Source organism: Enterobacter sp. BIDMC 27 (assembly GCF_000534415.1).
Taxonomy (GTDB): Bacteria; Pseudomonadota; Gammaproteobacteria; order Enterobacterales; family Enterobacteriaceae; genus Enterobacter; species Enterobacter hormaechei_C.
The window spans coordinates 780,714-805,319 of sequence record NZ_KI973178.1; the positions used below are offsets into that span (position 1 = coordinate 780,714).

A 24,606-nucleotide genomic window follows, 5' to 3' on the forward strand; every position below is an offset into this window, starting at 1 on the left:
CCAAAACACCTTCGGCGTTGTAAGGTTAAGCCTCACGGTTCATTAGTATCGGTTAGCTCAACGCATCGCTGCGCTTACACACCCGACCTATCAACGTCGTCGTCTTCAACGTTCCTTCAGGAGACTTAAAGTCTCAGGGAGAACTCATCTCGGGGCAAGTTTCGTGCTTAGATGCTTTCAGCACTTATCTCTTCCGCATTTAGCTACCGGGCAGTGCCATTGGCATGACAACCCGAACACCAGTGATGCGTCCACTCCGGTCCTCTCGTACTAGGAGCAGCCCCCCTCAATTCTCCAGCGCCCACGGCAGATAGGGACCGAACTGTCTCACGACGTTCTAAACCCAGCTCGCGTACCACTTTAAATGGCGAACAGCCATACCCTTGGGACCTACTTCAGCCCCAGGATGTGATGAGCCGACATCGAGGTGCCAAACACCGCCGTCGATATGAACTCTTGGGCGGTATCAGCCTGTTATCCCCGGAGTACCTTTTATCCGTTGAGCGATGGCCCTTCCATTCAGAACCACCGGATCACTATGACCTGCTTTCGCACCTGCTCGCGCCGTCACGCTCGCAGTCAAGCTGGCTTATGCCATTGCACTAACCTCCTGATGTCCGACCAGGATTAGCCAACCTTCGTGCTCCTCCGTTACTCTTTGGGAGGAGACCGCCCCAGTCAAACTACCCACCAGACACTGTCCGCAACCCGGATTACGGGTCTACGTTAGAACACCAGCCATTAAAGGGTGGTATTTCAAGGTTGGCTCCACGCAGACTGGCGTCCACGCTTCAAAGCCTCCCACCTATCCTACACATCAAGGACCAGTGTTCAGTGTCAAGCTATAGTAAAGGTTCACGGGGTCTTTCCGTCTTGCCGCGGGTACACTGCATCTTCACAGCGAGTTCAATTTCACTGAGTCTCGGGTGGAGACAGCCTGGCCATCATTACGCCATTCGTGCAGGTCGGAACTTACCCGACAAGGAATTTCGCTACCTTAGGACCGTTATAGTTACGGCCGCCGTTTACCGGGGCTTCGATCAAGAGCTTCGCGTTGCCGCTAACCCCATCAATTAACCTTCCGGCACCGGGCAGGCGTCACACCGTATACGTCCACTTTCGTGTTTGCACAGTGCTGTGTTTTTAATAAACAGTTGCAGCCAGCTGGTATCTTCGACTGATTTCAGCTCCGCCCGCAGGGGCTTCACCTACACATCAGCGTGCCTTCTCCCGAAGTTACGGCACCATTTTGCCTAGTTCCTTCACCCGAGTTCTCTCAAGCGCCTTGGTATTCTCTACCTGACCACCTGTGTCGGTTTGGGGTACGATTTCGTGTTACCTGATGCTTAGAGGCTTTTCCTGGAAGCAGGGCATTTATCACTTCAGCACCGTAGTGCCTCGTCATCACACCTCAGCGTTAATAAGGTACCGGATTTACCTGGAACCTCCGCCTACATGCTTAAACCGGGACAACCGTCGCCCGGCTGACATAGCCTTCTCCGTCCCCCCTTCGCAGTAACACCAAGTACAGGAATATTAACCTGTTTCCCATCGACTACGCCTTTCGGCCTCGCCTTAGGGGTCGACTCACCCTGCCCCGATTAACGTTGGACAGGAACCCTTGGTCTTCCGGCGAGCGGGCTTTTCACCCGCTTTATCGTTACTTATGTCAGCATTCGCACTTCTGATACCTCCAGCATGCCTCACAGCACACCTTCAACGGCTTACAGAACGCTCCCCTACCCAACAACACATAGTGTCGCTGCCGCAGCTTCGGTGCATGGTTTAGCCCCGTTACATCTTCCGCGCAGGCCGACTCGACCAGTGAGCTATTACGCTTTCTTTAAATGATGGCTGCTTCTAAGCCAACATCCTGGCTGTCTGTGCCTTCCCACATCGTTTCCCACTTAACCATGACTTTGGGACCTTAGCTGGCGGTCTGGGTTGTTTCCCTCTTCACGACGGACGTTAGCACCCGCCGTGTGTCTCCCGTGATAACATTCTTCGGTATTCGTAGTTTGCATCGGGTTGGTAAGCCGGGATGGCCCCCTAGCCGAAACAGTGCTCTACCCCCGAAGATGAGTTCACGAGGCGCTACCTAAATAGCTTTCGGGGAGAACCAGCTATCTCCCGGTTTGATTGGCCTTTCACCCCCAGCCACAGGTCATCCGCTAATTTTTCAACATTAGTCGGTTCGGTCCTCCAGTTAGTGTTACCCAACCTTCAACCTGCCCATGGCTAGATCACCGGGTTTCGGGTCTATACCCTGCAACTTAACGCCCAGTTAAGACTCGGTTTCCCTTCGGCTCCCCTATACGGTTAACCTTGCTACAGAATATAAGTCGCTGACCCATTATACAAAAGGTACGCAGTCACCCCATAAAGAGGCTCCCACTGCTTGTACGTACACGGTTTCAGGTTCTTTTTCACTCCCCTCGCCGGGGTTCTTTTCGCCTTTCCCTCACGGTACTGGTTCACTATCGGTCAGTCAGGAGTATTTAGCCTTGGAGGATGGTCCCCCCATATTCAGACAGGATACCACGTGTCCCGCCCTACTCTTCGAGTTCACAGCATGTGCATTTTCGTGTACGGGACTATCACCCTGTACCGTCGGACTTTCCAGACCGTTCCACTAACACACAAGCTGATTCAGACTCCGGGCTGCTCCCCGTTCGCTCGCCGCTACTGGGGGAATCTCGGTTGATTTCTTTTCCTCGGGGTACTTAGATGTTTCAGTTCCCCCGGTTCGCCTCGTTAACCTATGTATTCAGTTAACGATAGTGCAACGGATTGCACTGGGTTTCCCCATTCGGACATCGCCGGGTCAAGGGTTCATATCACCTCGCCGGCGCTTTTCGCAGATTAGCACGTCCTTCATCGCCTCTGACTGCCAGGGCATCCACCGTGTACGCTTAGTCGCTTAACCTCACAACCCGAAGATGTTTCACTTCTGATTGCGAAAATTTGAGAGACTCGAACACACATGAGCTGTGTGTCGTTTCAATTTTCAGCTTGATCCAGATTTTTAAAGAGCAAATATCTCAAACATGACTCGCAAGTCAGTTTTGAGATATGACGGCAGGTGACTTTCACTCACGAACCAGCAAGTGGCGTCCCCTAGGGGATTCGAACCCCTGTTACCGCCGTGAAAGGGCGGTGTCCTGGGCCTCTAGACGAAGGGGACGTACAGTCTCAATCGCAAGACGCCTTGCTATTTACTTTTCATCAGACAATCTGTGTGAGCACTACAAAGGCAGGTTCTTTAAGGTAAGGAGGTGATCCAACCGCAGGTTCCCCTACGGTTACCTTGTTACGACTTCACCCCAGTCATGAATCACAAAGTGGTAAGCGCCCTCCCGAAGGTTAAGCTACCTACTTCTTTTGCAACCCACTCCCATGGTGTGACGGGCGGTGTGTACAAGGCCCGGGAACGTATTCACCGTGGCATTCTGATCCACGATTACTAGCGATTCCGACTTCATGGAGTCGAGTTGCAGACTCCAATCCGGACTACGACGCACTTTATGAGGTCCGCTTGCTCTCGCGAGGTCGCTTCTCTTTGTATGCGCCATTGTAGCACGTGTGTAGCCCTACTCGTAAGGGCCATGATGACTTGACGTCATCCCCACCTTCCTCCAGTTTATCACTGGCAGTCTCCTTTGAGTTCCCGGCCTAACCGCTGGCAACAAAGGATAAGGGTTGCGCTCGTTGCGGGACTTAACCCAACATTTCACAACACGAGCTGACGACAGCCATGCAGCACCTGTCTCAGAGTTCCCGAAGGCACCAAAGCATCTCTGCTAAGTTCTCTGGATGTCAAGAGTAGGTAAGGTTCTTCGCGTTGCATCGAATTAAACCACATGCTCCACCGCTTGTGCGGGCCCCCGTCAATTCATTTGAGTTTTAACCTTGCGGCCGTACTCCCCAGGCGGTCGACTTAACGCGTTAGCTCCGGAAGCCACGCCTCAAGGGCACAACCTCCAAGTCGACATCGTTTACGGCGTGGACTACCAGGGTATCTAATCCTGTTTGCTCCCCACGCTTTCGCACCTGAGCGTCAGTCTTTGTCCAGGGGGCCGCCTTCGCCACCGGTATTCCTCCAGATCTCTACGCATTTCACCGCTACACCTGGAATTCTACCCCCCTCTACAAGACTCTAGCCTGCCAGTTTCGAATGCAGTTCCCAGGTTGAGCCCGGGGATTTCACATCCGACTTGACAGACCGCCTGCGTGCGCTTTACGCCCAGTAATTCCGATTAACGCTTGCACCCTCCGTATTACCGCGGCTGCTGGCACGGAGTTAGCCGGTGCTTCTTCTGCGGGTAACGTCAATCGACAAGGTTATTAACCTTATCGCCTTCCTCCCCGCTGAAAGTACTTTACAACCCGAAGGCCTTCTTCATACACGCGGCATGGCTGCATCAGGCTTGCGCCCATTGTGCAATATTCCCCACTGCTGCCTCCCGTAGGAGTCTGGACCGTGTCTCAGTTCCAGTGTGGCTGGTCATCCTCTCAGACCAGCTAGGGATCGTCGCCTAGGTGAGCCGTTACCCCACCTACTAGCTAATCCCATCTGGGCACATCCGATGGCAAGAGGCCCGAAGGTCCCCCTCTTTGGTCTTGCGACGTTATGCGGTATTAGCTACCGTTTCCAGTAGTTATCCCCCTCCATCAGGCAGTTTCCCAGACATTACTCACCCGTCCGCCACTCGTCAGCAAAGCAGCAAGCTGCTTCCTGTTACCGTTCGACTTGCATGTGTTAGGCCTGCCGCCAGCGTTCAATCTGAGCCATGATCAAACTCTTCAATTTAAAAGTTTGATGCTCAATGAATTAAACTTCGTAATGAATTACGTGTTCACTCGTTGAGACTTGGTATTCATTTAGTGTCCGAAGACATTAAGAATCCATGTCACTTTGAGTGCCCACACAGATTGTCTGATAAATTGTTAAAGAGCAGTGCCGCTTCGTTTTCGCTGCGGCGCGGGGTGTGCATATTACGCTTTCCCGCTTCAGAGTCAAGCGTTTGTTTTGCTTTTTCTCTGCTGACCCGGCGGCTTGCGTGCCGTTGTTCCGTGTCAGTGGAGGCGCATTATAGGGAGTTCTTCTGAAGTGACAAGAGGAAATTTAAAAAAAGTTTCTGACCGTGTTTTTTTTCACCAAAAGCGATGAGTTCAAGCTACAAATTGTTCTATTTGATGTATCTGCAACCACAATCACACCTGAGATGGCATAATTAACCGCATCAATATTTAAGGAATAAAAGCGATGCCATTAAGCGCACAACAGCTGGCAGCTCAAAAAAACCTGTCCTATGTGCTGGCAGAGAAACTGGCGCAGCTGATCTTAGCGGGTAAATATGCTCCAGGCAGCATCCTGCCAAGCGAGATGGAGCTGGGAGATCAGTTTGGCGTTAGCCGTACCGCCGTTCGCGAAGCGGTAAAAACATTAACGGCGAAAGGGATGGTGCTTCCACGCCCGCGCATTGGCACCCGCGTTATGCCTCAGGGAAACTGGAACTTTCTCGATCAGGAGTTACTCACCTGGTGGATGACCGAAGATAACTTTAATCAGGTCGTCGATCACTTTCTGGTCATGCGCAGCAGTCTTGAGCCTCAGGCCTGCCTGCTTGCCGCCACGCTCGGCACAGCCGAGCAAAAAGCGCAGCTCAATACTTTGATGGAAGAGATGGTGGATCTGAAAAAGCACTTTAACCGCGAGCGCTGGATAGCGGTCGATATGGCCTGGCATGAACATATCTATAATATGAGCGGAAATCCTTTCCTGACCTCCTTTGCTTCTTTATTCCATTCTGTGTACCACACTTACTTTACCTCTATCACGCAGGATGAGGTGGTGAAGCTGGATCTGCATCAGGCGATAGTCGATGCCATTCAGGAGAGCGACGGGCAGCGAGCCCTGAGTGCGTGCCAGGCGTTGCTGGCCGCGCCAACCCACCAGCAGGTAAATAAATGACAGAGAAAAAAGCACGCAGTATGGCCGGACTGCCGTGGATTGCAGCCATGGCGTTCTTTATGCAGGCACTGGATGCCACTATCCTCAATACCGCCCTTCCCGCCATAGCCCAAAGCCTTAACCGCTCCCCGCTGGCGATGCAATCCGCCATCATCAGCTACACCCTGACGGTGGCGATGCTTATTCCGGTCAGCGGCTGGCTGGCCGATCGTTTCGGCACACGCAAAGTGTTCATGCTGGCGGTGACGCTGTTCACGCTCGGTTCTCTGGCTTGCGCCCTCTCCACCTCTCTGACGGAACTGGTTATCTTCCGCGTTCTACAGGGGATAGGCGGCGCGATGATGATGCCCGTCGCGCGTCTGGCGTTATTACGCGCCTATCCGCGCAGCGAACTGCTCCCGGTGCTCAACTTTGTGACTATGCCGGGGCTGGTCGGCCCGATACTTGGCCCGGTTCTCGGCGGCGTACTGGTGACCTGGGCTAGCTGGCACTGGATCTTCCTGATTAATATTCCGATTGGTGTGGCAGGGCTGATTTATGCCCGCAAATATATGCCGAACTTCACCACGCCAAGACGCAGCTTCGATATGGGTGGTTTCTTCCTGTTTGGCCTGAGCCTGGTCCTGTTCTCCAGCGGGATGGAGCTGTTTGGCGAGAAAATCGTAGCGACGTGGCTGGCGCTGGCCGTCATCCTCAGCGGTATTCTGCTGTTCCTTCTATATATACGTCATGCGCGTCGCCATCCGACACCGCTTATCTCTTTATCTCTGTTTAACACCCGAACGTTCTCCGTCGGGATCGCGGGCAATATTGCCTCGCGTCTGGGCACGGGCTGCGTACCGTTCCTGATGCCGCTGATGCTCCAGGTCGGTTTCGGCTATCCGGCCCTGATTGCTGGCTGCATGATGGCGCCCACGGCGATGGGCTCGATTCTGGCAAAATCGACGGTCACGCAGGTGCTGCGCTGGTTTGGCTATCGTAAGACGCTGATTGGCGTGACGATCTTTATCGGATTGATGATTGCGCAGTTCTCCCTGCAATCTGCGGCGTTACCAATCTGGATGCTGATCCTGCCGCTGTTTGTGCTGGGTATGGCCATGTCGACGCAGTTTACGTCGATGAACACCATCACCCTTGCGGACCTCACCGACGAGAATGCCAGCAGCGGCAACAGCGTACTGGCGGTCACTCAACAGCTGTCGATCAGCCTCGGGGTTGCCGTGAGCGCGGCGGTACTGCGGTTTTATGAAGGGTTCGAGGGAACTAATACCGTTGAGCAGTTCCACTATACCTTTATCACTATGGGCGCGCTTACCGTGGTATCGGCGGTGGTCTTTATGTTGTTAAAACCAAAAGACGGCCGGAACCTGATTAAAGAGCGTCACAAAGAGAAGGCTAAACCGAACCGCGTTCCATCAGAACAGGAGTAAGCTGCAAACGTTGCTGTTGCAGCGTGGGCTGGGCCATGCGGTGGATCAACACATCGATGGCCAGCTCGCCCAGTTCATCTTTCGGCTGATGGATGGTGGTCAGTGGGGGCGTCATGTAGCGCGCCAGTTCGATATCATCGTAACCGACGATCGCCATGTCGTCCGGAACACGTAATCCCGCCTGATACAGCGCCTGATATGCTCCGAATGCCATCGCATCGTTACCGATAAACACCGCCTGCGGACGCGGCTCTTGCGCCAGCAGTTTCTGCATTGCTTCAAATCCACCGTTAAATTCGAAATCGCCGGTGATGCGATAGCCATCAGGAATGGCAAGCCCCGCCCGTTCCATGGCCGAAAGATAGCCTTCCAGACGCAGGCGCGCCGGGGTTTTATCCAGCGGGCCGGTAATACAGGCAATGCGGGTATGACCTTTATCGATCAGATGCTGAGTCGCCATATCGCCGCCCAGCAGCGAGTTATCCTGGATCAGATCGCTGGTGCCGTCGAACGGCGCCCAGTCCATCATCACCGTGGGAATAGAAGGGTAACGCTGGATGATCTCTTTCGAAGGTTGATGCGTTTCGGTACAGAGCAGCAGCAGCCCGTCGACGCGTTTTTGCATCAGCGTTTCCAGGTTACGGTTCATGCGCTGCTCATCGCCTTCGGTATTGCACAGCACCAGGCTGTAGCCGCGCTCGAAGCAGCTGCGCTCCACGCCGCGCACCAGTTCAGAATAAAAAGGGTTGGTACTGGCCGTGATCAGCATGCCGATGGTGCGCGTCTGGTTGAGCTTCAGGCTGCGGGCCAGCGCAGACGGCGCATAGTTGAGTTCTTTAATTGCAGCGTCAACTTTCTCCCGAATCGCCTCGCTGACGAAGCGATCGTTATTGATTACGTGGGAGACAGTCGAGGTAGAAACGCCCGCCATACGGGCGACATCTTTCATTGTGGCCAAGCGTTACCCCTGCTGACTTAAGAATTCATCAATCTCTTTACGCCATGGAACAGAAGGCTGAGCGCCTTTACGCGTCACCGCAATCGCAGCGGCGGCATGCGCGAAGCGAATCGCGTCATCCATTGCTTTTCCTTCCAGCAGCGCCGTTACAAGTGCACCGTTGAAGGTGTCTCCTGCGGCGATGGTATCAATGGCTTTGACCTTAAAGCCCGGTACGCGACGGCCTTCGCCATTGACGCTAGCCCACACCCCACGGCTGCCGAGGGTGATTATTACGGTGCCGATGCCTTTTTCATGCAGTGCAAGCGCGGCACGCGCGGCATCGTCATCATTTTCGACACGGATACCCGTCAGCTTTTCCGCTTCGGTTTCGTTCGGGGTGATGATATCCACCAGCGCCAGCAGCTCATCTGATAATACACGGGCAGGCGCAGGGTTAAGTACGACAGACGTATGATTTTCATGCGCAATTTTCGCGGCGGCCAGCACGCTTTCAACCGGTGACTCCAGCTGCATCAGCAGGGCTTCCGCTCCGGCGATGATTCCACGCTGCGCTTCGACGCGTTCAGTCGTTAACGCGGCATTAGCCCCTGCATGAATACCGATGACATTCTCACCTTCCGCATTGACGAAAATCAGCGCCACGCCGGTAGATTCCCCTGCAACCACGCTGACGGGTGCAATGTCGATGTTGTCGCTTGCCAGCTGTTTGCGTACGCGCTCGCCGGTATCGTCATCACCCGTACAGGCGATAAACGCGATATTCGCCCCGCTGCGTCCGGCGGCAACCGCCTGGTTTGCGCCCTTACCGCCGAACGCCACCTGATACTGATTGCCAGTGACGGTTTCGCCCGGAGTGGGGAACGTTTCAAGGTTAAGAATGTGATCGGCATTGATACTGCCAAGGACGACGAGGTTGCCTGCGGTTTTCATGTATTGAGGTGTCCATCTGAGAGCGCCACCGGTCTTACCCGGTGGCGTATGCCACACTTTTCTTTTATTTGGTGTCCCTCAGGCAGCCAGCGACTGCCTGAATCGCCTTTACTGCTTAATGACCAGTTTCAGGTCAACAGGATATTTGGCCTGAACTTTTTCGCCCTTCAGCACTTTATCGGCAGTTTGCACGCCAGTCGCGCCAATCTGCTCAGGCAGCTGAGCGATGGTCGCAGCCAGTTTGCCATCATTTACTGCTTTTTCACCATCCGGCGTGCCGTCAAATCCGACAACCATCACATCTGATTTACCCGCAGTCTGGAGCGCACGCAGCGCACCGAGCGCCATTTCGTCGTTCTGTGCGAATACCGCCTGCACATCAGGATGCGCGGTCAGCAGGTTCTGCATGACGTTCAGGCCCTTTGTACGGTCGAAGTCTGCCGGCTGGCTCGCCAGCACGTTGAATTTGTGCGCCGCAACAGCCTGCTGGAAGCCTTCACCACGTTCACGGGCTGCGGAAGTCCCGGCGATACCCTGCAACTCGATCACTTTCGCGCCTTCACCTGCTTTCTTCGCGATGTAGTCACCGGCGATTTTACCGCCCAGTACGTTATCAGACGCAATGTGGCTGACCACATCCCCTTTCGTTGCCTGACGGTCAAGGGTGATGACCGGGATCTTCGCCTGGTTTGCCATCTTCACGGCGTTACCGACCGCGTCGGAATCGGTTGGGTTGATCAGCAGGATTTTGGTACCACGAACGGTTAAGTCCTGAACGTTAGCCAGCTCTTTCGCCGGGTTGTTCTGAGAATCCAGCACCACCAGGTTGTAGCCCAGTTTATCTGCTTCTTTCTGCGCGCCATCCTTCAGGGAGACGAAGAACGGGTTGTTCAGGGTAGAGACAACCAGCGCGATGGTGTCCTTCGCCATGGCGTTAGCACTTACGGTTGCGCTCAGCGCGACAGCAGAAACCAGGGTAGCCAGTTTTTTCATGTTCATATCTAAGATGTCCTGTAGTGTCGTCAGTTACTGTTTTTTGTTGTCTACCAGTACCGCCAGCAAAATCACCACTGCCTTAACGATCATCTGGTAATAGGAGGAAACACCTAACAAATTCAAACCATTATTCAGGAAACCGAGGATCAGTGCGCCGATCAATGTCCCAACAATGCGACCTTTACCACCCGCAAGGCTCGTACCGCCCAGAACCACTGCCGCGATGGCATCCAGCTCATAGCCCGTACCCGCCGTTGGCTGCGCGGAAGAGAGGCGCGCCACTTCGATGATGCCCGCCAGAGACGCCAGCAGGCCGCACAGGGAGTAAACGATAATTTTGACTTTATTAACGCTGATACCGGACAGGCGCGTTGCCGCTTCGTTACCGCCCAGCGCATAGATATAACGACCCAGACGGGTATGGTGCAGCATGTACCATGCCGCCAGGAAGACGATAGCCATGATCCAGACCGGGGTCGGGACACCCAGCGGGCGACCGATACCGAACCAGCCAAACAGATCGGCGTTATCGGTAAAACCGGTATTAATCGGGCTGCCGTTGGTGTACACCATGGTCACACCGCGCAGCAGCAGCATCATCACCAGCGTGGCGATGAACGCCTGAACGCGACCTTTCGCCACAATCACGCCGGTTACGGCGCCAATTGCCGCACCTGCCGCCAGCGCAGCGGCAACGGCCACCAGCGCGTTGACCTCAATACCAACAATCGACGCGGCGATCGCGCCGGTGAGGGCCAGCAGGGAACCGACGGACAGATCGATACCCGAGGTCAAAATCACCAGCGTCATCCCCACCGCCATAATGGCGTTGACGGAGGTCTGCTGAAGAATGTTGAACAGGTTATTGACGGTAAAAAAGTTCGGGCTCATGGTCGAGACAATCGCGATCAGCACCAGCAGGGCAATCAGCGATTTTTGTTCCATCAGCCATGCCTTTGTGAAATAGCGGCGACCAGAAACAGCCTGGGTAGTCATCTTCTTACTCCTGATTCACGCGATTAAGCTTGCCCACAGCGGCAGCCATCAGAACTTCCTGGGTGGCCTGCTCGCGAGTGAATTCACCGCCGAGATGCCCTTCATGCATGACGATAATGCGATCGCTCATGCCTAATACCTCTGGCATCTCGGAAGAGACCAGAATGATGCTCAGACCGTCGGCCTTGAACTGGTTAATCAGCTGATATATCTCTTTCTTCGCGCCCACGTCCACGCCGCGGGTAGGTTCATCAAGGATCAACACTTTTGGGCGCGTCATCAGCCCGCGGGCAATCGCCACTTTCTGCTGATTCCCGCCGGACAACAGGCCAATCGCCTGCTCCATCGATGGGGTTTTAACGTTAAAGAGACGGATAAAATCGCTGACCGCCTGCTGCTCATCTTTGTGTTTCAGGCTGCCGCCGCTGCGGCTGAAATAGCCTAGCGCCGTCAGGGACATGTTCTCTTTCACCGACATGCCCAGCACTAAGCCGTCGCGCTTACGGTCTTCGGAAATATAGACAATGCCGTTCGCCAGGCCATCCTGAGGCGAGCGGGTGACCACCTCATGGCCGTCGAGGGTAACGTAGCCGCTGGTGCGCGGCAGTGCGCCATAGAGCACTTTCATCAGTTCGGTGCGCCCCGCGCCCATCAGGCCCGCGACGCCAAGGATCTCGCCCTTGCGCAGGGTAAAGGAGACGTCATTCACGCCCGGCCCGCAGAGATTATCCACCTTCAGGCGGATTTCTCCCGGCGCTTTCTCCAGATGCGGATACTGATCTTCGAGCTTACGTCCCACCATCATTTCAATCAGGGTATCTTCGGTCAGGGTTGCCACTTCGCGCTCGGCAATAAACTGCCCGTCGCGAAAGACGGTGACGTCGTCGCAGATCTCGAAGATCTCTTTCATGCGGTGTGAGATATAGACAATGCCGCGGCCCTGGGATTTCAGCTCACGGATCACGCGGAACAGGGATTCGGTTTCGGTATCGGTCAGGGCGTCGGTCGGTTCATCCATAATGATGACCTTCGACTCGAAGCTCAGCACCTTCGCGATTTCCACCATCTGCTGATCGCCGATGGAAAGGTCGCCCACCAGTCGGTCGCTCTTAAAGCGCAGATTCAGCTTCGCCAGCAGTTTGTCCGCTTCGGCATACATGGTTTTCCAGTCGATTTTGCCAAACCGGTTCACGAATTCACGGCCGAGGAAGATGTTCTCCGCAATGGTGAGCTGCGGGATCAGGTTCAACTCCTGGTGGATGATGCCGATGCCCGCTTCCTGAGAGGATTTCGGGCCGTTAAAGGTGGTCTCTTTACCCAGCCACAGCAGCGAACCGGCATCGCGTTGGTAGATACCGGTCAGCACTTTCATCATGGTGGATTTGCCGGCGCCGTTTTCGCCCACCAGCGCCATGACGCGCCCGGAATAGACGTTCAGCGCCGCGCCGGAGAGGGCTTTTACGCCCGGGAACGACTTATCGATCCCTTTGAGTTGCAGTAATACGTCCATGATGGCCTCAGAAGGTGACGCCAGCACAGAGAATGATATTCGCATACGGGGAGCACTCCCCGCTGCGAATCACCGCCTGACTGTCTACGGTTTGTTGTTTGAACTGCTCGTGCGTTGTGTAACGAATTTCTATGGTGTTTCCCTGGTGCTGTTGCAGTTGCTCAATGTGGCTGAGCAACGTTTCGTGGAGTTGCGGATTATGTTGTTTGATTTCCGCCGCGAGAATGGCCGCCTCAACCTGCATCTCCGCGGTGACCACTTCCAGTACCTGCATGAACGAGGGTACGCCCTGCGTTAACGCCATATCGATACGGGTTGTGCTGCGCGGAACCGGTAAGCCTGCATCGCAAACCACCAGCGTATCGGTATGCCCAAGACGGGAAATCACCGATGAGATTTCTGAGTTGAGTACTGTGCCTTTCTTCATTTTTTGCTCCACTAGCGAAACGTTTCGCTAAAAACAGTGTAGCCGCAGAAGTGTTCAGAAAACCATCATGACGTAACGGATTTGTGATCAACGTCGAAACGTTTCGCTAAGTGAAATGCAATAGAGGAAAATTGCCCGGCGGCGCTACGCTTGCGCGGGCCTACGGGTCTGGTAGGCCGGGTAAGCGCAGCGCCACCCGGCATATTCAGAAGGGTTAAATCTCGACCTGCGTCCCCAGCTCAATCACGCGGTTAGGCGGGATCTCAAACTGGTCAGGCGCACGCAGGGCGTTACGTTGCAGAATGAGATACAGCTTGCCGCGCAGGCGCAGATACCATGGGCGCTTGCCGATGATCAGCGACTCGTGGGACATAAAGAACGACGTCTCCATCATGCGGCAACTCAGGCCTTCCAGACCGCAGCGGTGGAACACCTCTTCCACGTTCGGCGTTTCGCGCCAGCCGTAGCTTGCCACCACGCGCCAGAAGGTTGGCGACAGCTGTTCAATCTGTACGCGACGCACGTTGTGAACGTACGGCGCATCTTCGGTACGCAGCGTCAGCAGGATCACGCGCTCGTGCAGCACTTTGTTGTGCTTGAGGTTATGCATCAGCGCAAACGGGATCACGTTCAGCGCGCGAGACATATACACCGCTGTGCCCGGCACGCGCACCGGTGGGGATTTCTCCAGCGAGGCGATCATCGCCTCCAGAGAGTTACCGTGCTCGTGCATACGACGCAGCAGGCGGAAACGTTCGCTCTTCCACGTCGTCATCACAATAAACATCACCAGACCCAGCGTCAGCGGCAGCCAGCCGCCGGAGACAATCTTGTCGAGGTTCGCAGAGAACAGCGGCACGTCGATGCAGAGGAAGCCAACCAGGATCAGCCCCACGAGGAACTTATTCCAGTGCCAGTTACGGTACGCCACGGTGGTGGAGAGAATAGAGGTCAACACCATCGTTCCGGTTACCGCGATACCGTACGCCGCCGCCAGATTACTGGAGTGCTCAAAGCTGACGATAACAATCACTACCGCGAAATAGAGCAGCCAGTTGACGAAGGGAATGTAGATCTGGCCAGACTCCATCTCCGAGGTATGGATAATGCGCATTGGGGAGAGATAACCCAGACGCACGGCCTGACGCGTCAGGGAGAATACGCCGGAAATGACAGCCTGAGAGGCAATGACCGTCGCCAGCGTCGCCAGGATCAGCATCGGAACCAGCGCCCAGTCCGGCGCCAGCAGGAAGAACGGGTTTTTAATCGCTTCAGGGTGTGCAAGCAGCAGCGCGCCCTGACCGAAGTAATTCAGCACCAGTGAAGGCAAGACCACGCTAAACCAGGCGACGCGAATAGGGAGTTTCCCGAAGTGGCCCATATCCGCATACAGCGCTTCAACACCGGTAATGGACAGCACCACCGCGCCCAGCGCCACAAACGACACCACTTTATATTCAAGGAAGAAATGCACCGCCCACATTGGGTTCAGCGCGTGCAGGACATCCGGGTTGGCGATAATACTGCGTAAGCCCAGCGCCGCCAGGATCAGGAACCAGGCCAGCATAATAGGCGCGAACAGCTTACCCACCAGCCCGGTACCGTGTTTTTGTATGGCAAACAGCAACGTCAGCACGATAATAGCGAGTGGCACCACCCACGTATCAAGCTGTGGCGCGACAATCTCCAGCCCCTCTATGGCCGACATTACAGAAATCGCCGGCGTAATCACGACTTCTCCATAGAAGAAGCTGCCGCCAATCAGGCCGATGATGACCAGCACGGAGGTCATTCTTGCGGACGTATTGCGCCCGGCAAGGGACATCAGGGTCAGAATACCGCCCTCGCCCGCGTTATCAGCCCGCATTACGAAAGAGAGATACTTAAGGGAGACCACCAGGATCAGCAGCCAGAAGATGAGCGAGAGGAAACCAAATACGGCGTCACGCTCTACACCAAAACCAAACTGACCGGACAGACATTCACGAAGCGTATAAAGCGGGCTGGTGCCGATATCACCGTAGACAACCCCGATCGCCGCAAGCGTTACAGCGGGTAATGATTGCTTATTATCAGTGCTCATAGACTAGTCTTTTCGTTTGAATAACAAATGTGTGCTTAGTCCCTTGGCCCACAAAAAGCGCACAGTATGCACGATTCAATGCAAAATCGTACCCCTAAATGCAGCCGCATTAATGTAGCGCAAAGAAAATAGCGCCGCACTTCAGCCTATTACCAGGCCAGACCGAAACGTCTATACTCGCTTCAATTAGCCGCCACCACGGCGAAAGGATGCAAAACTATTATGGCTCACTCACATTTATTAGCAGAAAGAATTTCCCGCCTCAGCAGTGCGCTGGAGAAAGGCCTTTACGAGCGTAGCCACGCCATTCGCCTCTGTTTACTGGCGGCGCTGAGTGGGGAAAGCGTATTTCTGCTGGGCCCGCCGGGCATTGCCAAAAGTCTGATCGCACGCCGCCTCAAATTCGCTTTCCAGAACGCGCGCGCATTCGAGTATTTGATGACGCGCTTCTCCACGCCGGAAGAAGTTTTCGGCCCACTCTCTATTCAGGCGTTAAAAGATGAGGGACGCTATGAACGTCTGACGGCGGGCTATCTTCCGGAAGCGGAAATCGTCTTTCTTGATGAGATCTGGAAAGCCGGCCCGGCCATACTGAATACCCTGTTGACGGCAATTAACGAACGCCGCTTCCGCAACGGCGCCAGCGAAGAGAAGATCCCCATGCGCCTGCTGGTGGCCGCGTCTAACGAATTGCCCGAAGCCGACAGCAGCCTGGAAGCGCTGTATGACCGTATGCTGATCCGTCTGTGGCTGGATAAAGTCCAGGATAAATCAAACTTCCGTTCCATGCTGGTAAGCCAGCAGGATGAAAACGAAAACCCGGTGGCAGCGTCATTGCAGGTCACGGACGAGGAATACCACCAGTGGCAGGAGGAGATCGGCAAGATAAAACTGCCCGATCCCGTTTTTGAGCTGATCTTTATGCTGCGCCAGCAGCTTGATTTGCTGCCCTCCGCGCCGTACGTCTCCGATCGTCGCTGGAAAAAAGCCATTCGCCTGCTCCAGGCAAGCGCGCTGTTTAGCGGCCGCGATGCTGTCGCCCCAATCGATCTGATCCTGCTGAAAGACTGCCTGTGGCACGACGCAGAAGGGATGAATCTGATGCAACAGCAGCTGGACGTTTTGATGACCGGACACGCGTGGGGTCAACAATCCATGCTTAATCAACTGGGCGCGATTGCCCAACGTCGCCTTCAGCTCCAGCAGCAGCAAAGTGACAAAACCGCGCTGAAGGTGAACCGTCTTGGCGGGATGTTTGCCCGTAAACCGCACTATGAACTGCCCGCCGGGCTGACTGACGCCTCGCTCACGCTTCTTCTTCAGCAACCGCTGAAGCTTCATGATATGCAGGTTGTGCACGTGATGATCGAACGCGTTGCGCTGGTTCAGTGGCTGGATAAAGGCGGTGAGATCCGCGGTAAACTCAACGGTATAGGCTTTGCACAGCCGCTGTCGATGGAAGTCGACAGCAGCCAGCACCTTGTGATCCGTGACGTCAGCCTTCAGGGATCGCGCCTGGCGCTGCCGGGCACGGCCTCCGATACTGTTCCGGAGGAGATCAAACAGCAGCTCGACGCGCTGGATAACGAATGGCATCAGCAGCACACGCGCTTCAGCGAGCAGCAGAAATGCCTCTTTATCCATAGCGACTGGTTAGGTCGCATTGAAGCCAGCTTGCAGGATGTCAGCGCGCAGATCAAACAGGCGCGTCAATGCTAACGCTGGACACGCTTAACATCATGCTGGCGGTTAGCGAGGAAGGGTTGATCGAAGAGGTCGTCATTACCCTGCTCGCTTCACCGCAGCTGGCGGCCTTCTTTGAAAAATTCCCGAAGCTCCGAAAAGCAATGACGGACGATCTGCCCCGCTGGCGCGATAACCTGCGACAGCGGTTTAAGGAGACGGAAGTCCCGCCGGAACTGACAGAGGAAGTGGCTGGTTACCAGCAGTGCCAGCGGCTTTCAACACCGCAGTTTATTGCCCAGCTACAGCAAACCCTGACGCTGCTTGATAACGTTCACTCCCCGTTTGCCAGCCAGGCCAGAGCGCTGGTCACTGACAACCCCAGCTTTACTCCCGCCCTGCATACGCTGTTTTTACAGCGCTGGCGTCTGAGCCTTGTGGTCCAGGCCACGGCCCTTAATCAGCAGTTGCTGGACGAAGAGCGCGAACAGTTGCTCAGTGAAGTCCAGGAGCGAATGACCCTGAGCGGCCAGTTAGAACAGGTGCTGGTGGAGAATGAAAACGCCGCCGGTCGACTCTGGGATATGAGTGCCGGCCAGTTAAAGCGGGGCGATTATCAGCTGATCGTGAAGTACGGCGACTTTCTGGCGCAACAGCCGGAGCTGATGAAGCTTGCAGAACAGCTCGGCCGCTCCCGGGAGGCCCGGTCGGTCCCAAAGAAAGATGCGCCGATGGAGACCTTCCGTACGCTGGTACGCGAACCCTCCACCGTACCGGAGCAGGTGGACGGGCTACAGCAAAGCGATGACATCCTGCGCCTGCTGCCTACGGAACTCAGCACGCTGGGCATGACCGAACTGGAGTATGAGTTTTATCGTCGGCTGGTGGAAAAACAGCTCATTACCTATCGACTGCATGGCGAAGCCTGGCGCGAGAAGATCAGCCAGCGTCCGGTGGTACACCAGGATTTTGATGAGCAACCGCGCGGCCCATTCATTGTTTGCGTCGATACGTCTGGATCGATGGGGGGCTTTAATGAACAGTGTGCAAAAGCGTTCTGCCTGGCTCTGATGCGCGTGGCGCTTGCCGATCGTCGTCGCTGCTACATCATGCTCTTTTCCAGCGAAGTTGTTGGGTATGAACTGACCAGCCCACAGGGGCTGGAGCAGGCGATCCGCTTTTTAAGCCAGCGCTTTCGCGGCGGCACCGATCTGGCCAGCTGTTTTCGCAGCATCATTGAGCGCATGCAGGGCGGAGACTGGTACGACGCGGATGCGGTGGTGATTTCCGATTTTATCGCCCAGCGGCTGCCGGACGACGTCGTGAATAAAGTGAAGGAGATGCAGCGCGTGCACCAGCACCGTTTCCATGCCGTGGCGATGTCTGCACATGGAAAACCCGGCATCATGCGCATCTTCGATCACATCTGGCGCTTTGATACCGGGTTGCGTAGCCGCCTGCTCAGACGCTGGCGACGTTAATTAAAGAAGAGAACCGACGCTCTCACGTACCTGCTGCGGCCAGACCCCACACTGTACCTGACCAATGTGAGAGAGTTGCAGCAGCAGCATGGTCAGACGAGACTGGCCAATCCCACCGCCGATGGTCTGCGGCATTTCACCGCGCAGCAGTGCCTGGTGCCACTCCAGTTGCAGACGATCTTCATCACCGGTCACGGCCAGCTGACGCTTCAGTGCTTCAGCATCCACGCGGATCCCCATCGAAGAGAGTTCAAACGCATCTTCCAGAACCGGGTTCCAGACCAGAATATCGCCGTTCAGACCGGCATATTCGCTTTCGCCCACGGTGCTCCAGTCATCGTAATCCGGCGCACGGACGTCGTGACGTTTACCATCAGACAATTTCCCGCCAATGCCGATAAGGAATACCGCGCCCAGCTCTTTGGCGATCGCGCGTTCACGGCCTTTGGCATCCAGATCCGGGAAACGGCTCAGCAATTCCTGACTGTGAACAAAGTGGATCGTTTCCGGCAGGAACGGTGCCAGACCAAACTCTTTGCTCACGGCCGCTTCGGTTGCTTTGATCCCGGCGTAGATCGCCTCAACGGTGGATTTCAGCGTACCGACGTGACGCTCGCCATCTCCCATTACGCGCTCCCAGTCCCACTGGTCAACGTAGACAGAGTGAATCGGGGAAAGGCGGTCTTCATCGGGGCGAAGGGCTTTCATGTGCGTGTAAAGCCCTTCGCCCGCGCTGAAGTCGTGTTGTCCCAGGGTTTGACGCTTCCACTTCGCCAGGGAATGAACCACTTCGAACTGGGCGTCTGGCAGTGTTTTCACTTTTACCTGTACCGCTTTTTCGCAACCAGACAAGTTATCCTGCGTCCCGTCACCCACGCGGCTCAGAATCGGCGCCTGAACTTCAATAAGGCCAAGCTTCTCTTCCAGCTGGCGGGAAAAATGGGATTTTACGAAACTGATCTGGCGTTGTTTTGCGATGTAAGCGGTTTTCATTATTTATACTCCTGCGTCCTGTTGATACTGATTAAGCAACAGAACAGGCGCTTAATTCAATAACCCATCAACAAAAAGCCGCCTTCACTTTTGATTCGTTAAAATAAGACGCTAGAATAGAGGGAATCATTAATCTTCATAAGAAAAACCTATGGAAAATTATCAGATCGACAATCTGGACCGCGGCATTCTGGAAGCGCTAATGGCCAACGCACGCACCGCGTATGCCGAACTGGCGAAACAATTTGGCGTCAGCCCGGGGACCATTCACGTTCGCGTCGAGAAAATGAAGCAGGCCGGGATCATCACCGGCGCACGCATTGATGTCAGCCCGAAGCAACTTGGCTACGACGTCTGCTGCTTCATTGGCATTATTCTGAAAAGCGCCAAAGATTACCCCTCCGCGCTGGAGAAACTGAACGCGCTGGATGAAGTCACCGAGGCGTACTACACCACCGGGCACTACAGCATCTTTATAAAGGTGATGTGCCGATCCATTGACGCCCTCCAGCAGGTACTTATCAACAAGATCCAAACAATCGATGAAATTCAGTCCACTGAAACCCTGATCTCCCTGCAAAACCCGATCATGCGTACTATCCGCCCGTGATCGGGCAATTTCATTCCCACATTTTCCACAGGTAGATCCCAGCTCGTTCACAGCGTACAATGGCCGCCTCTTTATCTGAGCGAGCGATCAATGGCGGACATTACTCTTATCAGCGGCAGCACCCTGGGCGGTGCGGAATATGTAGCGGAACATCTGGCTGAGAAGCTGGAAGATGCGGGCTTTTCTACACAAACGCTGCACGGACCGCTGCTGGAAGATCTCCCGACTGACGGGGTCTGGCTGCTGATCACCTCCACGCACGGCGCGGGCGATCTGCCGGATAACCTGCAACCTTTATATGACGAACTGCTGGAACAACAGCCCGATCTGTCAAACGTCCGGTTTGGCGCTGTGGGGATCGGCAGCCGTGAATATGACACTTTCTGTGGCGCCATAGAGAAAGTAGAAGCTGCGGTGACCGCCTGCGGAGCAAAACAGCTGGGTGAAACGCTAAAGATCAACATCCTCGATCATGATATTCCCGAAGATCCAGCCGAGATCTGGCTCGCGGAATGGAAAAATTTACTCAAAAACGATTAAAGATCGTGCGATCAGATGTGGATAACTCTGGTTAAAAGCTCGTATTAAGCCGTAGTTATCCAAAGAACAACGTTGGTTTAGTTTTTGACCTGTGTATAAAGTGGCGATCTGATCCCAGCTTATACGGTCCAGGATCACCGATCATTCACAGCAAACGATCCTTCCTAACTGCATGATCTTATTTATGGGATCGGACTTATCCACAAAGGTCTGCGATCCTAATAAGAGATCACAATAGAACAGATCTCTAAATAAAAAGATCTTCTTTTTAATAGCCCAGGATCCCAATGCTTTCTCGAAAGACTAAAGTTGAGTAGAATCCACGGCCCGGGCTTCAATCCATTTTTATACCGCTTTACGCGAGGCAGACCACCATGTTTTATCAGGATCCTTTTGACGTCATCATCATTGGCGGGGGTCACGCAGGCACTGAGGCCGCAATGGCCGCAGCGCGAATGGGTCAGCAGACCCTGCTTTTGACACACAATATCGACACGCTGGGACAAATGTCCTGTAATCCGGCGATTGGCGGCATTGGGAAAGGACACCTGGTAAAAGAAGTGGATGCGCTTGGCGGCCTGATGGCGAAAGCGATCGATCATGCGGGCATCCAGTTTAGGATACTAAACGCGAGTAAAGGGCCTGCTGTTCGTGCGACCCGCGCACAGGCAGACCGCGTGCTTTACCGTCAGGCTGTGCGCACCGCGCTGGAGAACCAGCCGAACCTGATGATCTTCCAGCAGGCAGTTGAAGATCTTATCGTCGAGAACGATCGCGTCGTGGGTGCCGTAACCCAGATGGGGCTCAAGTTCCGCGCAAAAGCGGTGGTGCTGACCGTCGGGACATTCCTGGACGGAAAAATTCATATCGGCCTGGATAACTACAGCGGTGGCCGTGCTGGCGATCCGCCGTCTATCCCACTTTCACGTCGTCTGCGTGAACTGCCGCTGCGCGTAAGCCGCCTGAAAACCGGTACGCCGCCGCGTATTGATGCGCGCACCATTGATTTCAGCGTGCTGGCACAGCAGCACGGCGATAACCCGATGCCGGTGTTCTCGTTCATGGGCAATGCGGCGCAACATCCGCAGCAGGTGCCGTGCTACATCACGCACACCAATGAAAAAACCCATGACGTGATCCGCAATAACCTCGATCGCAGCCCAATGTACGCCGGTGTGATCGAAGGGATCGGCCCACGTTATTGCCCGTCGATCGAAGACAAAGTGATGCGATTTGCCGATCGTAACCAGCACCAGATCTTCCTCGAACCTGAAGGGCTGACCTCTAACGAAATTTATCCAAACGGCATCTCCACCAGCCTGCCGTTCGACGTGCAGATGCAGATTGTGCGTTCAATGCAGGGCATGGAAAACGCGAAGATCGTTCGTCCTGGCTACGCTATTGAGTACGATTTCTTCGATCCGCGCGACCTGAAGCCGACGCTGGAAAGCAAATTCATCCAGGGTCTGTTCTTCGCAGGCCAGATTAACGGTACCACCGGGTACGAAGAAGCTGCCGCACAAGGGTTGCTGGCCGGTCTGAACGCCGCTCGCTTCTCTGCCGAGAAAGAGGGCTGGGCACCGGCGCGTTCTCAGGCTTACCTGGGCGTTCTGGTCGACGATCTCTGCACGCTGGGGACCAAAGAACCGTACCGCATGTTTACTTCTCGTGCGGAATATCGCCTGATGCTGCGCGAAGACAATGCCGATCTGCGTCTGACTGAGGTGGGCCGTGAATTGGGTCTGGTGGATGACGAACGCTGGGCGCGCTTCAACGAGAAGCTGGAGCGTATCGAACAGGAACGTCAGCGCCTGAAAACCACCTGGGTGAATCCGCAGGCGGAAACCGCTGCCGAAGTAAACGCTCACTTAACAGCACCGCTGTCGCGCGAAGCCAGCGGGGAAGATCTGCTGCGTCGTCCTGAAGTCACTTACGAGAATCTGGTCAAACTGACCGCGTTCGCGCCGGGCCTTGAAGACGCGGAAGCGGCTGAACAGGTCGAGATCCAGGTGAAATACGAAGGCTACATCGCGCGTCAGCAGGATGAGATCGAAAAACAGCAGCGCAACGAAAACACGCTGCTGCCGGAAATGCTGGACTATCGTCAGGTGACGGGCCTTTCCAACGAAGTGATCGCTAAGCTGAACGATCACAAACCTGTGTCGATTGGCCAGGCCTCACGTATCTCCGGCGTCACACCTGCCGCGATTTCGATTCTGCTGGTGTGGCTGAAAAAGCAGGGTATGCTGCGCCGCAGCGCGTAATGCTCTGAAAATTGCCCGGTGGCGCTGCGCTTACCGGGCCTACTGAACCCGTAGGGCGGGTTAGCGAAGCGCCACCCGCCACTTAAGTTTCTCAACAGGTATCCACCGTGCTCAATAAACTCTCTCGTCTGCTGGAACAGGCAGGTATTTCGCTCACCGATCACCAGAAAAATCAGCTGGTGGCCTATGTCGATATGCTGAACAAATGGAATAAAGCGTACAACCTCACCTCCGTACGCGATCCCAACGAGATGCTGATTCGCCATATTCTCGATAGCATCGTCGTGGCGCCATATCTGAACGGGGAACGTTTTATCGACGTGGGCACCGGCCCGGGCTTGCCGGGCGTTCCGTTGTCTATTGTTCGACCGGAGAGTCAATTCACGCTGCTGGACAGCCTGGGTAAGCGCGTACGCTTTTTACGCCAGGTCCAGCATGAGCTGAAGCTGGAAAACATCACGCCCGTGCAGAGCAGGGTAGAGGAGTTCCCGGCTGAGCCACCGTTTGACGGCGTTATCAGCCGCGCATTTGCGTCACTCAATGACATGGTGAGCTGGTGCAAACACCTGCCGGCGGAGAAGGGGCGTTTTTATGCGCTGAAAGGGCAACTTCCGGGGGACGAAATCGAGCAGCTTCCGGACGGTTTTGCTGTCGAATCCATTGAGAAACTTCAGATCCCTCAGCTCGAAGGTGAGCGTCATCTGGTGATAATTAAGCCAAACACTTTTTAAAAATTAATAAAAAATGTGGAATTTGTGCTGTTCTGATCGTGTTAAAAAGCAGCACATCCCGTCTGTTTTAGCCGTTGTTAATTTAACCTTGTTGTTACCATGGGTTTTCTTATAGTTAACCTGAAGTGAGTTGTTCACTCTGAGGATAATCAACCATGAAAATATCAGCCTGCTAAAAGTGGGTAAAGGCAACAAGAATGGAATGTTAAATATTTATTAAGAATGTCAATAAAAGGTTTTTGTTGTATACGGCTCTGTTTTAAAAATAGTTGCGATTTTTTTGCTTTAATTTCATACAGATGAAATAAATCGTTTTACGTCTTTGATAAATACCACTTTATCGCAAATGTGTATTTTGTGATCTCGTGCACGCTTTATCACCAACGTTTCCGCGCTGTTTGCAGTTTTGCCTGAAGGTCGGCACTTAGGTCAAAAGTTGAAAAATAGGACTGGGGAAAAATATTTAAACATTTATTCACCTTTTCGCTACTTAATGTTTGAAATCACGGGTACGCACCGTATAATTTGACCGCTTTTTGATGCTTGACTCTGAGCCTTAAAGGACGTTTTATACGACACGCGGCATACCTCGAAGGGAGCAGGAGTAAAAACGTGATGTCTGTGTCGCTCTTGAGTAGAAACGTTGCTCGTAAGCTTCTGTTCATTCAGTTTCTGGCTGTGATAGCAAGTGGACTGCTGTTTAGCCTCAAAGACCCCTTCTGGGGCATCTCCGCCGCGTGCGGAGGTTTGGCGGTGGTTCTGCCAAACGTGTTGTTTATGATTTTTGCCTGGCGTCATCAGGCGCATACACCCGCCAAAGGCCGCGTGGCCTGGTCCTTCGCTCTCGGCGAAGTGTGTAAGGTGTTGCTGACCTTTGCTCTACTGGTGATGGCGCTGGCGGTTTTGAAAGTGGTATTCATGCCGCTGATAGCAACGTGGGTTTTGGTGCTGGTGGTACAAGTTCTGGCTCCAGCTGTAATCAATAACAAAGGGTAAA

Annotated in this window: 17 protein-coding genes, 1 tRNA gene and 2 rRNA genes; 9 read left to right on the top strand and 11 right to left on the bottom strand. The window is 54.4% G+C overall.

Features of this window, described 5'->3' with window-relative positions:
- Positions 1–21: 21 nt before the first annotated feature.
- From L463_RS18775 to L463_RS18765, 3 genes are all read right to left on the bottom strand, one after another.
- Positions 22–2,926: ribosomal RNA gene (locus L463_RS18775) — 23S ribosomal RNA — on the bottom strand.
- A gap of 182 nt (positions 2,927–3,108) precedes the next feature.
- Positions 3,109–3,184: transfer RNA gene (locus tag L463_RS18770), tRNA-Glu, on the bottom strand.
- A gap of 84 nt (positions 3,185–3,268) precedes the next feature.
- Positions 3,269–4,810: ribosomal RNA gene (locus tag L463_RS18765) — 16S ribosomal RNA — on the bottom strand.
- Together the 16S and 23S rRNA genes with 1 tRNA gene alongside form the textbook arrangement of a ribosomal RNA operon.
- Before the next feature lie 456 nt (positions 4,811–5,266).
- Here L463_RS18765 and L463_RS18760 point away from each other — a divergent pair.
- Together L463_RS18760 and mdtD are read left to right on the top strand one after the other, a co-directional pair.
- Positions 5,267–5,974: a FadR/GntR family transcriptional regulator gene (locus L463_RS18760; protein ID WP_003862405.1), complete on the top strand. Its 708-nt coding sequence runs from the start codon at positions 5,267–5,269 to the stop codon at positions 5,972–5,974.
- Positions 5,971–7,404, top strand: coding sequence for a multidrug transporter subunit MdtD (mdtD, locus tag L463_RS18755; protein ID WP_017383712.1), 1,434 nt, complete (start codon positions 5,971–5,973; stop codon positions 7,402–7,404). The genes L463_RS18760 and mdtD overlap by 4 nt, the downstream gene beginning before the upstream one ends.
- Here the strand turns inward: mdtD and rbsR are convergent.
- The 7 genes from rbsR to kup form a co-directional block, all read right to left on the bottom strand.
- Positions 7,370–8,362 carry a ribose operon transcriptional repressor RbsR gene (gene rbsR, locus L463_RS18750; RefSeq protein ID WP_003862402.1) on the bottom strand — a complete coding sequence of 331 codons (993 nt, stop codon included), beginning with the start codon at positions 8,360–8,362 and terminating at the stop codon, positions 7,370–7,372. The two genes, mdtD and rbsR, sit on opposite strands and share 35 nt — an antisense overlap.
- Before the next feature lie 3 nt (positions 8,363–8,365).
- Complete coding sequence (gene rbsK / locus L463_RS18745) at positions 8,366–9,295, bottom strand: ribokinase (RefSeq protein ID WP_015570155.1); 930 nt, start codon at positions 9,293–9,295, stop codon at positions 8,366–8,368.
- A gap of 108 nt (positions 9,296–9,403) precedes the next feature.
- Entirely contained in the window at positions 9,404–10,294 is an 891-nt protein-coding gene (gene rbsB / locus L463_RS18740) for a ribose ABC transporter substrate-binding protein RbsB (protein WP_003862397.1), read from the bottom strand.
- Positions 10,295–10,321: 27 nt separating this feature from the next.
- Positions 10,322–11,287 carry a ribose ABC transporter permease gene (gene rbsC, locus L463_RS18735; protein WP_003862395.1) on the bottom strand — a complete coding sequence of 322 codons (966 nt, stop codon included), beginning with the start codon at positions 11,285–11,287 and terminating at the stop codon, positions 10,322–10,324.
- Between the two features lie 4 nt (positions 11,288–11,291).
- A complete protein-coding gene (gene rbsA, locus L463_RS18730) occupies positions 11,292–12,797 on the bottom strand; it encodes a ribose ABC transporter ATP-binding protein RbsA (RefSeq protein ID WP_017383711.1) in 1,506 nt (501 codons plus the stop codon).
- 7 nt (positions 12,798–12,804) lie between these two features.
- A complete protein-coding gene (gene rbsD, locus L463_RS18725) occupies positions 12,805–13,224 on the bottom strand; it encodes a D-ribose pyranase (RefSeq protein WP_032103298.1) in 420 nt (139 codons plus the stop codon).
- Between the two features lie 214 nt (positions 13,225–13,438).
- A complete protein-coding gene (kup, locus tag L463_RS18720; RefSeq protein ID WP_006808744.1) occupies positions 13,439–15,307 on the bottom strand; it encodes a low affinity potassium transporter Kup in 1,869 nt (622 codons plus the stop codon).
- A gap of 222 nt (positions 15,308–15,529) precedes the next feature.
- On the opposite strand from kup, the gene ravA reads away from it, so the two are divergent.
- Positions 15,530–17,026 carry an ATPase RavA gene (gene ravA, locus L463_RS18715; protein WP_032103299.1) on the top strand — a complete coding sequence of 499 codons (1,497 nt, stop codon included), beginning with the start codon at positions 15,530–15,532 and terminating at the stop codon, positions 17,024–17,026.
- Complete coding sequence (gene viaA / locus L463_RS18710) at positions 17,020–18,471, top strand: ATPase RavA stimulator ViaA (RefSeq protein WP_032103300.1); 1,452 nt, start codon at positions 17,020–17,022, stop codon at positions 18,469–18,471. The genes ravA and viaA overlap by 7 nt, the downstream gene beginning before the upstream one ends.
- Here the strand turns inward: viaA and asnA are convergent, their stop codons facing one another.
- Positions 18,472–19,464 (bottom strand): aspartate--ammonia ligase, encoded by a 993-nt coding sequence (asnA, locus tag L463_RS18705; protein WP_003862385.1) that lies wholly within the window; start codon positions 19,462–19,464, stop codon positions 18,472–18,474.
- A 151-nt stretch (positions 19,465–19,615) separates the two neighbouring features.
- On the opposite strand from asnA, the gene asnC reads away from it, so the two are divergent.
- The 5 genes from asnC to atpI all read left to right on the top strand — a co-directional run bounded on the left by asnC (position 19,616) and on the right by atpI (position 24,605).
- Positions 19,616–20,074: a transcriptional regulator AsnC gene (asnC, locus tag L463_RS18700; RefSeq protein ID WP_003862383.1), complete on the top strand. Its 459-nt coding sequence runs from the start codon at positions 19,616–19,618 to the stop codon at positions 20,072–20,074.
- A gap of 90 nt (positions 20,075–20,164) precedes the next feature.
- The gene (gene mioC, locus L463_RS18695) at positions 20,165–20,614 is read left to right on the top strand and encodes an FMN-binding protein MioC (protein WP_003862381.1); all 450 of its coding nucleotides are present in this window, start codon (positions 20,165–20,167) and stop codon (positions 20,612–20,614) included.
- Between the two features lie 374 nt (positions 20,615–20,988).
- On the top strand, positions 20,989–22,878 hold the full coding sequence (mnmG, locus tag L463_RS18690) for a tRNA uridine-5-carboxymethylaminomethyl(34) synthesis enzyme MnmG (RefSeq protein ID WP_003862379.1): 1,890 nt from the start codon (positions 20,989–20,991) through the stop codon (positions 22,876–22,878).
- A gap of 107 nt (positions 22,879–22,985) precedes the next feature.
- Positions 22,986–23,609, top strand: coding sequence for a 16S rRNA (guanine(527)-N(7))-methyltransferase RsmG (gene rsmG, locus L463_RS18685; RefSeq protein WP_017694037.1), 624 nt, complete (start codon positions 22,986–22,988; stop codon positions 23,607–23,609).
- A 615-nt stretch (positions 23,610–24,224) separates the two neighbouring features.
- Positions 24,225–24,605: a F0F1 ATP synthase subunit I gene (gene atpI / locus L463_RS18680; RefSeq protein WP_003862375.1), complete on the top strand. Its 381-nt coding sequence runs from the start codon at positions 24,225–24,227 to the stop codon at positions 24,603–24,605.
- The last annotated feature ends 1 nt before the right edge of the window (position 24,606 follow it).